This window comes from Psychrosphaera haliotis (genome assembly GCF_009728465.1).
GTDB lineage: Bacteria > Pseudomonadota > Gammaproteobacteria > Enterobacterales > Alteromonadaceae > Psychrosphaera > Psychrosphaera haliotis.
On the sequence record NZ_WOCD01000005.1, the window covers coordinates 282317 to 296978 of the forward strand.

Consider the following 14662-nt stretch of genomic DNA (forward strand, 5'->3'; position numbering starts at 1 on the left):
AATGAAAATAAAAAACCTACCTTATATCATTACTAGCCTTGCATTAATCGCTAGCATAAATGTCGCCGCAGAAATTTCGACAAAGTCTCTGGTAGAAGCTAGCCTTCGTATAAATAACAACGAAACAGACTGGCTAAAATCATGGTTAGATAAAGGCGTTGGGGTACATCGCTACAGTGACGATTTTCAGTTAACGTTAGATCAAGTTCTAACAGAAGTAAATGTCGACATATCAACCGACTTTTCTATTATTTCAACGATTCAATATACCCCAGACGGTGACAGTAAATTAGGTTTTAACGAGGCTTACATAAATTATCAGCCTCTAAGCCAAGGATTAAAACATCAAGTTAAAGTTGGCTATTTTTATCCTCAATTTTCGTTAGAAAACTCAGATATTGGGTGGACAAGTCCTTACACATTCAACTTTTCAGCAATAAACAGTTGGGTTGGGGAAGAAATAAAGCCCTTAGGATTCGAGTGGCAATTCAAACGCCCTGGTAGAAAGTACAATAGTAACTTTAGTTATACCGGCGTTATATCAGCTTATGTGCAAAATGATGGCGTGGCATCGCTATTAGCATGGCGAGGCTGGGCTATCCATAACCGCCAGTCTGTTGTCGGCGAAAAAGTGCACTTTGCCAATTACTTCCAGTTCCAGCCTGTTGAAAACCCTAATCCAAGTTATGTAGATATAAATGATGAAACTGACGGTCGAGTGGGTTACTACGTCGGAGGTCATGTTCAATATCAAAGAAGCACAGACGTAAGAGTCTATTATTATGATAATAAGGCCGATCCATTTTCAATTGAAACTGATATGCAGTACGGCTGGCGGACTCGCTTTATCTCCGCTTCTTTTTTACATAAGTTAACGCCTCAATTTAGGCTATTAGGGCAATATATGTCTGGAGATACGGAAATGGGTGACAGACAGAACGGCGTGCACAATGATTTCTCTTCTTGGTACTTGTTAGCCCACTATAAACTAAATAAGCATAGAGCTAGCATAAGGTATGATAAGTTTAGCGTAACAGACAACGACGTCACTCCTTACGATCCAAATGAAAGTAAGGGTAATAGCGTAACGGCTAGCTATCGTTACCAAGCTTCAAAGTCCTTGCAAATTGGTGCCGAAATTACGATTACTAAAAGTGAAAACAAAAACCGCGAGTTATGGTCTGGCTGGCAGGCCAAACAAGATCAAGCGTCATATTCTTTTACTACTCAATATCGTTTCTAAACAAACTGGTTATAAATTTTAGGCATAAAAAAGCCGCCTTGAACTGAGGCGACTTTTGCAGGGTCAACTTTTGAGGGTGTAAATTAGCCTTCTAAACTTGCGTCTTTATCTTCAGCAACTTCATCTTTGATGGTCGCTTGAAGAAGTAACATATCTCTAAGCTTAGCTTCAATCTCTTCCGCAATCTCTGTGTTTTCTTTTAAGAACTTAATACAGTTTGCTTTACCTTGGCCAATTTTACTTCCGTTATACGCATACCATGCACCGGCTTTATCAACTACGTTATTCTTAACGCCTAAGTCTATAAGTTCACCTTCTTTAGAGATGCCCTTACCATACATGATAATGAATTCAGTTTGTTTGAACGGCGGTGCTACTTTGTTTTTAACAACCTTAACCCGAGTTTCATTACCAATGATTTCATCACCCTCTTTTACAGAGCCAATACGACGAATATCTAAACGAACTGAGGCATAGAATTTTAAGGCGTTACCACCCGTTGTTGTTTCAGGGTTACCAAACATAACACCAATTTTCATACGAATTTGGTTGATGAAAATACATAGAGTATTTGAACGTTTGATATTACCAGTAAGCTTACGTAATGCTTGTGACATTAGACGAGCTTGAAGACCCATGTGTGAATCACCCATGTCACCTTCAATTTCGGCCTTTGGAGTAAGTGCTGCCACGGAGTCAACAATAAGCACGTCAACTGCGCCTGAGCGAACTAACATGTCTGTAATTTCTAATGCTTGCTCACCTGTATCTGGTTGAGATACCAGTAAATCATCAACATTAACACCTAACGCAGCAGCGTAAATTGGATCAAGCGCGTGCTCAGCGTCAACGAATGCACAAGTTTTACCTTCCTTTTGGGCCTGGGCAATAACTTGTAATGTTAATGTTGTTTTACCTGATGACTCTGGTCCATAAATTTCAATAATACGACCACATGGTAAACCGCCTATGCCTAAAGCAATATCAAGTCCTAAAGAGCCTGTAGATATTGATTCAATATCTAGTGCCTTACTATCACCTAACTTCATGATAGAACCTTTACCAAACTGACGTTCGATTTGCTGTAACGCAGCACCAAGTGCTTTTTCTTTATTCGCGTCCATTTATTTCTCCAGAATTACTATGTCATGGCGGTAAGCCAAAATTTATGAAACGAGTATACTGTATAATTAAACAGTATCAATACTGTATGAGATTTTTTTTAGTGTTTTTCTAAGAAATTACACTAACCAACTGATTTAAAGAAAAATTTATCGCACTCTCTCGGACTAAAATACGATCACCATCAAATAACCGATGCTCACTAAACAGTTCTATTTTACTGTTGTCAGTGTTGTCATCCCTAACAGCAAAAGCAAACCAAACTGTTCCAACTGGTTTGTTTTCTGTACCGCCACCAGGACCCGCAATACCACTTACGGCTATGGAAACATTCGCACCAGCCTTTATCAATGCACCCTTTGCCATTTCCTTTACGGTTTGTTCGGATACGGCCCCATGCGTAATTAAAGTATCTTCTTTTACACCAACTAGGTTTTGTTTTGAAGAGTTACTATAAGTAATAAACGCCTGTTCAAAATATCCAGAAACTGCCAGCCAGTTCGGTTATGGCACTGGAAATTCCACCGCCTGTGCATGACTCGGCAGTGGTAACTGTCCATTTTCTTTTTATTAATAGTGCAGCTAAGTTTTCTAGTATCTCTGTGCGCTTTTGCATCTTCCGTTTAGCCTTATGTTTATGGAACACTTGTTTCTAACTTTTAGCGCCCAGCCTTATTAAATAACTTTTCATTAATGAGCTTTATATTAATAAGCATTTTAACGGGCCTAATTTTATTGAATGCAATTCCATAGATTTTAAATTTTACGAGACAGCAGTGGATCGATCTGTGACAATATACAACATTATGAGACAACCATCAGTTCACCGCAAAAATGATTGATTTATACAGTGAAGCGAGTATTTCGGCACAAACGCCAATGATGCAACAGTTTTTAAAGTTAAAGAAGGATCATCAAGACGTCCTGCTATTTTATAGAATGGGTGACTTTTATGAACTCTTTTTTGATGATGCCAAACGAGCATCAGAACTACTTGATATTTCACTAACAAAAAGAGGTACCGCGCACGGTCAGCCAATCCCAATGGCAGGTGTGCCTTATCATGCGGTGGATAATTATTTATCTCGATTAGTTCAAATGGGACAATCAGTCGCAATTTGCGAACAAGTTGGTGATCCGGCTACAAGCAAGGGGCCTGTGGACCGAAAGGTCGTAAGAATTGTAACACCAGGTACTGTGACTGACGAAAACCTACTTCCTGACAGACAAGACAATTTAATTGCTGCTGTTTTTGAGCAGAAAACTAAATCTGATACTTTATTTGGGCTAGCTTATTTAGACATTAATAGCGGACGTTTTTTATTGAATGAATTTTCAAATATTGGCGATTTAAGTGCTACTTTAACTAGGCTGTCTCCTGCCGAACTGTTATATGCAGAGTCCGTCACTGAATTGCATGGCGTGGTCCGAGCTAAAGGTGCTAGACGCAGACCCGACTGGGAATTTGATTTACAAACGGCTCATAGAGTTCTAAATCAACAATTCAAAACTAAAGAGCTAACTGGCTTTGGCGTTATGGAATACTCTGTTGGTTTATGTGCCGCCGGTTGCTTGATGCAATATGTAAAAGATACCCAACGCACAGCACTACCGCATATTAGAAGTCTAACGGTAGAGTCATTACAAAGTTGTATATTGATAGACTCAGCTACCCGAAAAAACTTAGAGCTTACACAAAATCTATCTGGTGGATTAGACAATACGTTAGCCCAAATTTTGGATAAAACGGCGACGCCAATGGGCAGTAGATTGTTGAAGCGTTGGATCCACATGCCGAGTCGAGAGCAACTTGAAGTTTCAGCTAGACTGGACGCCGTTGAAGAACTGTTAGTTAGCGACCGTTTCGGAGAAGTTCAAGGCTTTTTAAAGCAAATTGGCGACATAGAACGAATTGTTGCACGGCTAGCACTACGCTCCGCTAGACCAAGAGACTTGGCTAGATTGAGAAATGCGCTAGTAATTATACCTGACTTAAAGTCTTCACTGACAAATACAAAGTCCGCAAGGCTCAATGCCCTTAAGCAAAATATTCAAGAGTTACCTGACGTAGCATTACTGTTGGAGTCGGCAATTATTGAAAGTCCACCAGTATTAATCCGTGATGGTGGAGTCATTAAGCCTGGCTTTGATGAAAGCCTAGACGAACTTAGGGAACTTAGCGCAGGTGCAACTCGCTTTGTCGAAGAGCTTGAAGCAAGAGAACGCGAGCAAACTGGTATTGCCACTCTTAAAGTTGGTTACAACAGAGTGCACGGCTTTTTTATAGACGTAAGCAAAGCAAATTCGGCGCAGGTTCCAGATCATTATATTCGTCGTCAAACGTTAAAAAACAATGAACGTTACATTGTTCCTGAGTTAAAAGCGCATGAAGAAAAAGTCCTCACCAGTCAAAGTCGCTCACTAGCGCTAGAAAAGAAGTTGTATGACGAACTCATTACCAAGCTCAATGATGTTATAGAGCCACTGCAATATACGTCTGAAGGTATTGCTCAACTGGATGTACTTTGTAATTTTTCTGAACGAGCAGAATCCCTAAACTATAACAAACCAACTTTAGTGCACGGCCGAAGTATTAATATTGAAGGCGGTCGTCACCCTGTTGTTGAACAGGTGATGTCCGACCCATTTATTGCCAACCCAGTCAGCCTCAATGTTGACCGTCGACTTGCAGTAATTACAGGGCCAAACATGGGTGGTAAATCGACCTACATGAGACAAATAGCGCTAATATCGCTAATGGCTAACATTGGTTGTTACGTACCTGCAGAGTCTGCTGAAATTGGCGAATTAGATAGGATATTTACTCGTATTGGCGCATCGGATGACCTTGCTTCGGGTCGTTCCACATTTATGGTGGAAATGACAGAAACTGCAAACATATTGCACAACGCAACTCCAAACTCTCTGGTTTTGATGGATGAAATTGGCAGAGGTACAAGTACCTATGATGGCCTAAGTTTAGCTTGGGCGACGGCGGATTATTTAGTTTCTAAACTTCACTCCCTAACACTATTTGCAACGCACTACTTTGAATTGACTGAATTTGCTGAGGACCATGAAGGCGTAGTTAATGTCCACCTAGATGCGCAGGAACACGGTGATGACATAATATTTATGCACGCTGTACAAGAAGGAGCAGCCAGTAAAAGCTTTGGGATACAAGTGGCTAAATTGGCAGGGTTGCCAAAAGAGGTTTTACACTACGCTAAAAGGAAACTTCACCAGTTGGAAATGAAGAACCCACAAGAAGAGCTTAATAATGAAGTGTACGCTGAACAATCCCCTACAAACGCACAAGCAAAACCTCTGTCAATGATGGAAATGTCGAAGTTACAAGTTGCTGATGTTATATCAGATACAGAACTTGATGACCTTTCGCCACGACAAGCATGGGAATTAATAAGCAAATTAAAGCAAACCCTTAAATAGCTTAAGGGGTATCAATAAACTTTTAGCCTTCTAATAGGCTTAAGGTCTTCTGATTAAACTTAGTTGACCTTAGAGGCTTCAATCCTAGCATTTTTATAATCTTGTAAAGATAAAAAGTGCTGGGACAATTGGTTCTCTCTCCTGGTCTTCTCTATACCTTTATCAAACCAGTCCTTCAAAGCACGGCCTTTTTCATTGTTGTGAAATAGCAAAAATAATGGCAAAGACTCATGGAACTGAGTGTATTTGTAAGTATCAAAATAGGATGGGACGTTATAAGGATATTCAATCAAAACGTCTACTCTTTTATTTGTAAACAACTGCTCACACATAAAGAAGTCGGAATTATAAATTGAAGTTTTCGAAGGCAATTTACTAACCACTAGTTCGTATGTTTCTGATGCACATACAGTTAAGTCTTTATCGTTGTTTTTAAACCTAGTTAGCGTTTCCTCATCATGCGTAAAGGCGTAGACTTCTGTTTCATAATCAATGTGGTACTTTGAAGGTAAATAACCAGGAAGTGAATTTTTGTAAGTGCCTACTAAAACATCCGCTTTTTGTTCTTCAAATAACCGAACAGCGCGGAGCCAAGAGGTTGCTTCCTTTTCAAGCTTTCTACTTTTACCAAACCCACTGTCTACCATTCTCCAATAGACACCACTACCGTCAACTTCTGTATATTCTTCCCAGTTTCCGCTTACTGCTTTTATACTAACGTTATTAGGTAATTGAGTAGGTTTGGCATATGACTCTATCGCGAACTTATTCTTTAAAGCAGTTAACTCTCCACTCGACTGCATTTCGTTCAGACCTTCCTCTAATGCCGGCTTTAAAAAGGCATATTTTGGAGAAAGATAATGGTAATCAGAGCGAACCTCTAAAATATGTTTAACAATGTGTGGGCTAACATTAAGTTGCTCAGAATAATCGATATTTGCATTTAAAAAAGCTGGCAATCGTTGCTTTAAAACAACTTCTTCAACATCTTTTGTATCCGTTAGCGTCATCACTTTAGGGTCTTTAAAATACTTATTTATAATCTCTGGAAAGACTTCAAGTCCATTAGGGTAAGCAATAATATCAATATGCTCAGGTAAGCAATATCCACACACTCTACGGTCGCCGGTTAAAATAATTTGATATTCAAAAAGTGAAAAGTCGACTCTTGTCAGTTCTTTATACTTTTGTTCAATAATATTATCTCTAGCGAGAACGCCTGACAGCATCGATTTTTCCGCTAATTCTAACTCTCGAATACCTGGAACATTGATAAACTCCACCTGGTATCCGAGGTTTTTATAAAGCTTGGTCAGAACTTCCGATACAAAGTAGCCTTGAGAATGAGGAGGAGGTGTACGCAGAAGAATGGTTTTCTCTTGCTTAAATTCTTTTTGAATAGGGGCTTCCGGCTGGTTTGCCGATATAAGGGGGACATTAAGTAATGTAAAGATAATCGCTATCTTTAAAAAAAATTTATATTCAATCGATGAACACTCAATACATTTTAGTCAGGCCATCCAAAGCCAGGAAAAGATAGATTACTATATATTTTAGCCAAAAAAAGCCGGTAATTAACACCGGCTTTTTTTGATATTTTGTAAAAAACTAGTGTTCTTCTACTTGAAACAGAGACTCCATGTTTAACCCTTCATGCAAAGCCATATCTTTTAATCTACGTAAAGCTTCTACTTGTATTTGGCGCACACGTTCTCTTGTAAGCCCTATTTCTTTACCTACATTCTCTAGCGTAGAAGGCTCATAGCCTAACAAACCAAAACGACGAGCTAAAACCTCACGTTGCTTTGGATTAAGTTGTTCTAACCAATGGACAATATTATCGTTTATATCGTCATTTGTTGTTTTAAGCTCTGGTCCTTTTAAGCGATCGTCGGCAATAACATCTAATAAAACTTTGTCTGATTCACCACCAATCGGTGTGTCTACTGAGCTTATACGTTCATTTAAGCGCAACATTTTTGACACGTCTTCAACGGGACGATCAAGTTTAGCTGCAATCTCTTCTGCTGTTGGTTCATGATCCAATTGCTGAGCTAACTCTCGCGCTGTTCTTAAATAAACATTTAATTCTTTAACTACATGAATAGGCAACCGTATCGTGCGTGTTTGATTCATTATAGCGCGTTCTATCGTCTGCCTGATCCACCATGTTGCGTAGGTAGAGAATCTAAACCCTCTTTCAGGATCAAATTTTTCAACCGCACGAATTAAGCCTAAGTTGCCTTCTTCGATCAAGTCTAATAATGCTAAACCACGATTATTATAACGGCGAGCTATTTTTACAACCAGGCGAAGATTACTTTCTATCATTCGCTTTCGAGATGCGTCACAGCCTTTTAATGCTTTACGGGCAAAAAATACTTCTTCTTCTGCGGTAAGTAGTGGAGAGAATCCAATTTCACTCAAGTAGATTTGAGTGGCGTCGAGGTTCTTGGGCTGCTCGGCTTTGAGAACAACTTCCTCTTCAACAGTTTCTTCCGCATCATCAACTTCATTAAGCTGACCCTCGGAAAACTCTGCGTTTGTTTTTACAGTTTCTTCAACTTCAGATACCAGTTCTTGGCCCATAGTGCGACTCCCAGATACATTGCTTTTGCAATATTTTTTAGGTTAACAATATAAGCTTATGACTATTTAGGCAGGTATTTATGAGGATTTACAGTTCGGCCACGAAATCGAATTTCAAAATGAAGTTTGACTTTATCGGTTCCAGAGCTGCCCATTTCCGCAATAATTTGTCCTGCCTTAACCCAATCTTGTTCTTTAACTAACAAAGAACGATTGTGAGCATAAGCACTTAAATAATCGTTGTTGTGCTTGATAATAACTAAATTACCAAACCCTCTTAGCGCACTACCTGCGTAAACTACCTTGCCGTCTGCTGCTGCAATAATAGGATCGCCTGGTCTTCCTCCGAAATCGATGCCTCTGTTACCATTTTCCTTGGTGGAATAGGTATCGATAATTTTTCCATCGCTAGGGTAACGCCATTTGCGAACCTTGCTAGGAAACGAATCACTTTCTATTTTTTTAATTGGTTCTTTTTGAACTTTTTTTTGTACTTTTTGATTCGTCTGGTTTTTACCGTACTCCTCTGGTTTTTCTTTTGCAATAGTTTTTTTATTATTTTTTTGTGTTGTTTTTATTTCGGTAACAGGTTGTTTTATTGTTTTATTCTTGGCTATCGAAACAGCCCCTTGTGACAAGTTCAATTTCTGGCCTGGAAAAATTTCGTAGGGCTTAGAAATGTTATTCATCTGTGCCAAAAGTCTAAAATCTATCCCAGCTTTCCAAGCAATAGAATATAACGTTTCACCCTTTTGAACCTGGTATGAGTCATCGGTTATTATATTCTTGTGCACTTCGGAATAAGGCGAAGACACCTGATCTATTTTTACAATTGGTGCTGGATACTTTCGGTTCGCGCAGCCTGCAATTAATAATAATAAGATTAGAGAGAGGAGTATTTTCATTTTAGAACTGTTTATAAGCCACGTAAGCAACGATTAAACCGACAACAAGCCAACCAAGAACATCAACATACTGCCTGATTTTATGCTCCATTTTTTCACCACCAAAATATAAAATTCCGGCTACTAAAAAGAATCGCATACCACGCCCAATGCTAGAGGCTACTACAAATGGCCAAAATGTCATTGATAACATACCGGCGCTAACCGTAAATAGCTTGTACGGTATGGGCGTAAAACCAGCTAAAAAGACAATCCAAACACCAAATTTATCAAAGTACCCAACAATTGTTGCGAACTTATCTTGATAATTCATCATTTCAATAAAAGGGAGTACGACAGGTTCGTAAAGGTAAGCGCCTAGCATATATCCGACGATACCGCCGACTACGGAGCTGATAGTGGTAATTGATGCTAAGAACCAAGCTTTTTCGCGCTGACTAATGACCATTGGAGCCAGCATTACATCAGGCGGTATAGGGAAAAATACGGACTCAGAAAACGTTAGTAGTGCTAAGTAATAAGTTGCATATTTATGTTTAGCCCAGCGAATACACGCGTCATACAACTGCGTAAATACTTTCATTAAGCGGTATCTCCAGATACTAATGGTACAAATTTAACCGGTTCATGTTGGGTTTCAATAAACTCATCACCGCTTCTAACGATGGTAACTAGTTGCTGGTTTTCAGTACCAACTGGAAGTATTAGAATGCCGCCGTCTTTTAATTGTGATTTTAAAGCTTGAGGCACAGACTCTGGTGCAGCGGTAACAATAATTGCATCAAAAGGAGCTTTTGATTCCCAACCTAACCAGCCGTCACCGTGTTTCATTTGAACATTATAAATGTCTAATTTCTGGAGTCGTCGTTTGGCGATTAATTGAAGTTGGCGAATTCTTTCAACTGAGAATACCTGACTGAACACACGACCCAATATTGCCGCCTGATAGCCTGAGCCAGTACCAATTTCTAGCACGTTAGAAGTAACACCATGCTCAACTAGCATTTGGGTCATCTTGCCAACAATATAAGGTTGCGAGATCGTTTGGCCTTGCCCAATAGGTAATGCCGTATTTTCATAAGCCTTATGTGCCAAGACTTGCTCGACAAATAGATGGCGAGGGACCGATGAAATTGCATCGAGTACCACAGGGTTTTCTATTCCTAACCCTTTAACTTGATTTGCTAGCGTAGCTCCGCTACGAGTATATTGATTCATGCCACTACTTTATTTTTTTGACCCAAGAAGACACCGTTTCTAAACTTGAATATGCGGTCATATCTATTTTTAGTGGTGTAATTGAAACTTCATTATTATTTACCGCAAAAAAGTCAGTGCCTTCTCCGGCATCCAACTCTTTACCTAATGTACCATACCAATATATCTCGCGTCCCCATGGATCTTGTTGCTTTGTCATCATTTCGGCTTTATGTCTCTTACCAAGACGTGTTACTGAAAAGCCATTAATGTTTTCAAAAGTAACATCAGGTACGTTCACATTAAGTATCTGATCCGACTTCAATGGATGCTCTTTTAAGTGTTCAACTACCTTTTTCGCCACTTGAGCGGCGCACTTCATATTATCTTCTGAACGACTAGCTAAAGACATAGCTATCGCAGGCAAACCTAGATTTCGCCCTTCAGCTGCGGCTGCGACAGTACCAGAGTAAAACGTGTCGTCACCTAAATTTGCACCGTGATTGATACCTGCAACAACCATATCAGGCGGTTCTGGCAGTAACTGATTAATGGCTAAATGAACACAATCTGTAGGAGTACCATTAACGCTATAAAATCCATTTTTATGCTTATGTAATCGTAATGGGTTTGTAAGTGTTAACGCACTACTAGCACCGCTTAAATTTCTATCTGGCGCCACTACCGTGACTTCTGCAATTGTACTTAATGCCTCATATAAGGCTTCGATACCTGGTGCAAAAACACCGTCATCATTACTAATTAGTATTTTCATGTTCATGTACTCTAAAGTTAATACACTCTCTTAAAACCGACGTCGCAAATGCGCCACTTGGTAGGTCAAACTTTACTACCACATCATTGTCTTGCACTTGGCAAATTAAATTATTTGGAATTAGGTGTATCACTCGTCTTTGCTGTTCTAAACCTTGCTCAGCTAATAACGCATTCCAAGACATGTGTTGCTCAACAATTGTGTTTTCAAACTCTAAAGCGTCAGACTCAGCAATGGCATCACCTTTACCTACCATTGGCGCAGACAGTAAAATATCTCGCTCTGCCAATCGTCTATCAATGGACTCATCTAACTCACCGGTGAAGTAAGAGTTACTGCCAGCCAAAACAAATACGTCTCCAGCTATAGGTGTAAAAAGCTTTTCCTGCTCCACTCGAGCACTGACTACTTCGTTAAAAATAAACGAACGAGCCGCAGACAAGGCAAAACCTTTTATCTTTTTGTCACGAATTGACTCACCATCCGCCCAGCGGTTTGCCCAGTTTAAATTATTACCTTTAAACCCAAAGCGCTGTAATCCAAAATAATTTGGAACGCCCTTTTCAGCAACAGCTTCTAATCGAGCCAACAGTTCTTCTTTGTTCGATACATTTCGAAGACGAATAGAAAAACCATTGCCTTCTAAAGCACCTACTTTCAGCTTTTTCTGATGTCGTTTTGTTTCTACAATTTTAATATTGTCAGTTTCAATGCCTGACAAGTCTAATTCTTGTGTTACGTTTGATTGCACCGAGAACCACTGGCGGCTAACTGACTGCTTATCTTTTAAGCCCGCATAACCAACGTCACGTAATCTTTTACCCAATACTTTAGCTAAATGCTGACAAACTTGCTGGGTGTTTAGTTCGCGCTTTTCTATTAATAAATATAGATTTTCGCCGTCACCGGTTAACTCAAAAGGCAGCTTTTCGGTAACCACAAAGTCTTCAGGTATTTGCTTAAAATCCGCTTCACCTTCCGGTTTGCCGTGCAAGTAATTCCAATGAGATAGGTCCCAGTCTTGAAAAAAGTTAGCTTCGCTCATTTGTTCACCTGTTGCGATTCGCCCTGCTGCAACTTACCTTGTAGCAACACCACTGCTTGAACAGAAATACCTTCTTTGCGACCTTCAAAACCTAGCTTTTCAGTGGTTGTAGCCTTAACTGAAACCTGATCAACATTAACACCTAAATCTGCTGCTAACGTCTCTCTCATTAAAACAATATGAGGGGCCATTTTGGGCGCCTGGGCAACGATAGTTAGGTCGCAGTTAGACACGGCATAACCTTTTTTAATTATTAAATCATTAACATGACGGAGCAGTATACGACTATCTATATTCTCAAACTCTGATGCATTGTCTGGAAAGTGTTGGCCTATGTCGCCCATTGCTAACGCGCCTAACATAGCATCACATAATGCATGTATGGCTACATCACCATCGGAATGAGCTATAAAGCCCTGATCAAATGGCACTTTAACGCCAGCTAATGAAAGCGGGCCTTCTCCGCCAAACTTATGTACGTCATAGCCCATGCCAATTCTAATATTCATGTTTCTCACTTTCTAAATAGTATGTCGCTAATTCTATGTCATCGGGTTTCGGTGACTTTTATGTTTCGCGCACTCGAATTAATAATATCGACTGGAAAACCTGCCAACTCTAAAGCGGAGGCTTCATCGGTTACTTGAGTATTAACTAACCCTTGAGGGTCTAGTTGCTGTTCAAGCGCGGTAAGTAACTCTTCAGTTTTACAAAACTGGGGCGTAAAGGCATGCCAAAGATCATTCCTATCCACTGTCTTACCAATGGCGGCACAGCCCTGAATGCCATGTTCCCCTTGCTCATTTGCCACTGTTCGTTTCATTGTATCTCGAACCCTAGTGCCTAAAATGGTAGAGCGACTGTTATTTATTCCATTTTCATAAAGTGACTTTATGTCAGATACCAGTACACATGGCCTTGCAGCATCGTGCACCATTACATTTCTAAAGCCCATTTTGTTAGCTTCACGAACACCATTAAGTACTGAGTCGGCGCGTTCTTTTCCACCAGCAACAATATGGATTTTTGCATGGGAAGCTGAGGGTAAAGTTGAAAACCAAACGTCATTTTCAGCCAAGGAAACAACAATTTTGGCTATAAAAGGAAGCGCTAAAAATTTCCGTAGGGTGTGCTCTAAAAGAGGTAAGTTGAGAAGGGTTATATATTGTTTAGGTATTTCTGCACCTAATCGTTTACCTACTCCTGACGCCGGGATAATTAATACGACTTGCTCTATATCCGGTGATTCAATAAGACTCATTATTTCTCATCATTATTAGGTACTAGCCTGAAAAACGTTTCATTTTGACGGATCATACCAAGTTCATTTCTTGCACGCTCTTCTATGCCTTCCAAGCCTACTTTCAAATCTTTTACGTCTGCGGCCAACAACTCGTTACGTTTCATTAGCTCGTCGTTGTCTTGTTTTAAACTGTTTACTTCTGCTCTGTTGTCTGAATAAAACTGCATGCCGTTGTGGCCGGCCACTAATCGGACAATTAATAAAACTGAGCAAATGACCATCAATATGTTTAACGGTTTCACGTAATTTCCTTTTAGTTAATGCAAGTTGATATTATGCAAATCTCAATCGCATAGTTAAAGAAGATTTTCTAATTTTAACGCTTTGCAGCGATTAATTTAGAGAAGTTGTGCCAATTAATTCGAGTTGCCAATAATAATTCACGTAGCGAGAGAGCACGTGATGTTGTCTTTTGATTATTTTTCCATTGATGCCCACAACATGCCGCTGCCATTACTGGTTTTCCAGGTTTTAATAGCAACTTTTGTTTTGATGATTCTGGACTGAGTTGTGTTCCGTTAAAATTGAACCACCCGTGCTGATTACAATGCACTTTCTGATTTTCACTATCTATTTCATCAATACTATCTAAAGCAATATATTCGATACCATAAAGGTTTATTGCAACGGGGATGATTAATGCCATTTGACTGTTTTTAGTATAAAAGGATTCGGTGTTATCTGCATTAGCCTTTAAGCTAAAGGGCTTGTTTGATGGCGGGCTAAGCCAACTTGCATTACTGCTATCGAGGTCTAATGGAGAGCTTGAATTAATAATACTTTCCGCTGCTTTAGAGATATAAAAAGCCAGCGACTTAAGGCTTTTCCTTAAGTTTGAATGCGTTAAATTTTGATCTGAAGCTAACCTTGCCAATTCACGTTCGTATAAAACATTACACACCTCGGCCTTAACCTGCAGGTTACTGCGCTGTTGCCAAAGACTGTTCTGTAAATCATTTTGTGACATCAAGTTAACTTAATTCTATTTAATATGAATCCATATGGATGTTACTAAATATAAGTGTACAAAAAA

At 39.6% G+C, this 14662-nt stretch carries 14 protein-coding genes and 1 pseudogene; 2 read left to right on the forward strand and 13 right to left on the reverse strand.

Going from position 1 to position 14662, the window contains the following annotated elements:
* Position 1: 1 nt before the first annotated feature.
* Positions 2 to 1243 (forward strand): hypothetical protein, encoded by a 1242-nt coding sequence (locus GNP35_RS11785; RefSeq protein WP_155696298.1) that lies wholly within the window; start codon positions 2 to 4, stop codon positions 1241 to 1243.
* An 83-nt stretch (positions 1244 to 1326) separates the two neighbouring features.
* On the opposite strand, the gene recA is transcribed toward GNP35_RS11785, so the two are convergent.
* Together recA and GNP35_RS11795 are read right to left on the reverse strand one after the other, a co-directional pair.
* Complete coding sequence (gene recA / locus GNP35_RS11790) at positions 1327 to 2367, reverse strand: recombinase RecA (protein WP_155696299.1); 1041 nt, start codon at positions 2365 to 2367, stop codon at positions 1327 to 1329.
* Between the two features lie 109 nt (positions 2368 to 2476).
* Positions 2477 to 2981, reverse strand: a pseudogene (locus GNP35_RS11795) (CinA family protein).
* A gap of 218 nt (positions 2982 to 3199) precedes the next feature.
* On the opposite strand from GNP35_RS11795, the gene mutS reads away from it, so the two are divergent.
* Positions 3200 to 5815, forward strand: a complete 2616-nt coding sequence (gene mutS / locus GNP35_RS11800; protein ID WP_155696301.1) for a DNA mismatch repair protein MutS — start codon at positions 3200 to 3202, stop codon at positions 5813 to 5815.
* A gap of 59 nt (positions 5816 to 5874) precedes the next feature.
* Here the strand turns inward: mutS and GNP35_RS11805 are convergent, their stop codons facing one another.
* The 11 genes from GNP35_RS11805 to GNP35_RS11855 all read right to left on the reverse strand — a co-directional run bounded on the left by GNP35_RS11805 (position 5875) and on the right by GNP35_RS11855 (position 14596).
* Positions 5875 to 7098 (reverse strand): hypothetical protein, encoded by a 1224-nt coding sequence (locus GNP35_RS11805; RefSeq protein ID WP_155696302.1) that lies wholly within the window; start codon positions 7096 to 7098, stop codon positions 5875 to 5877.
* 325 nt (positions 7099 to 7423) lie between these two features.
* Positions 7424 to 8404 (reverse strand): RNA polymerase sigma factor RpoS, encoded by a 981-nt coding sequence (rpoS, locus tag GNP35_RS11810; protein WP_155696303.1) that lies wholly within the window; start codon positions 8402 to 8404, stop codon positions 7424 to 7426.
* 62 nt (positions 8405 to 8466) lie between these two features.
* Positions 8467 to 9309, reverse strand: a complete 843-nt coding sequence (locus tag GNP35_RS11815) for a peptidoglycan DD-metalloendopeptidase family protein (protein WP_155696304.1) — start codon at positions 9307 to 9309, stop codon at positions 8467 to 8469.
* A 1-nt stretch (position 9310) separates the two neighbouring features.
* The gene (locus GNP35_RS11820; protein WP_155696306.1) at positions 9311 to 9892 is read right to left on the reverse strand and encodes a YqaA family protein; all 582 of its coding nucleotides are present in this window, start codon (positions 9890 to 9892) and stop codon (positions 9311 to 9313) included.
* A complete protein-coding gene (locus GNP35_RS11825; RefSeq protein WP_155696307.1) occupies positions 9892 to 10527 on the reverse strand; it encodes a protein-L-isoaspartate(D-aspartate) O-methyltransferase in 636 nt (211 codons plus the stop codon). The genes GNP35_RS11820 and GNP35_RS11825 overlap by 1 nt, the downstream gene beginning before the upstream one ends.
* Positions 10528 to 10531: 4 nt before the next feature.
* Positions 10532 to 11281, reverse strand: a complete 750-nt coding sequence (surE, locus tag GNP35_RS11830; protein WP_155696308.1) for a 5'/3'-nucleotidase SurE — start codon at positions 11279 to 11281, stop codon at positions 10532 to 10534.
* On the reverse strand, positions 11265 to 12326 hold the full coding sequence (gene truD, locus GNP35_RS11835; protein WP_155696309.1) for a tRNA pseudouridine(13) synthase TruD: 1062 nt from the start codon (positions 12324 to 12326) through the stop codon (positions 11265 to 11267). The genes surE and truD overlap by 17 nt, the downstream gene beginning before the upstream one ends.
* Positions 12323 to 12835, reverse strand: a complete 513-nt coding sequence (gene ispF, locus GNP35_RS11840; protein ID WP_155696310.1) for a 2-C-methyl-D-erythritol 2,4-cyclodiphosphate synthase — start codon at positions 12833 to 12835, stop codon at positions 12323 to 12325. The genes truD and ispF overlap by 4 nt, the downstream gene beginning before the upstream one ends.
* 38 nt (positions 12836 to 12873) lie before the next feature.
* Entirely contained in the window at positions 12874 to 13587 is a 714-nt protein-coding gene (gene ispD, locus GNP35_RS11845; protein WP_196492509.1) for a 2-C-methyl-D-erythritol 4-phosphate cytidylyltransferase, read from the reverse strand.
* A complete protein-coding gene (locus GNP35_RS11850; RefSeq protein WP_155697132.1) occupies positions 13587 to 13850 on the reverse strand; it encodes a septum formation initiator family protein in 264 nt (87 codons plus the stop codon). The genes ispD and GNP35_RS11850 overlap by 1 nt, the downstream gene beginning before the upstream one ends.
* A gap of 95 nt (positions 13851 to 13945) precedes the next feature.
* Entirely contained in the window at positions 13946 to 14596 is a 651-nt protein-coding gene (locus GNP35_RS11855; RefSeq protein ID WP_155696311.1) for a hypothetical protein, read from the reverse strand.
* Positions 14597 to 14662 lie beyond the last annotated feature (66 nt).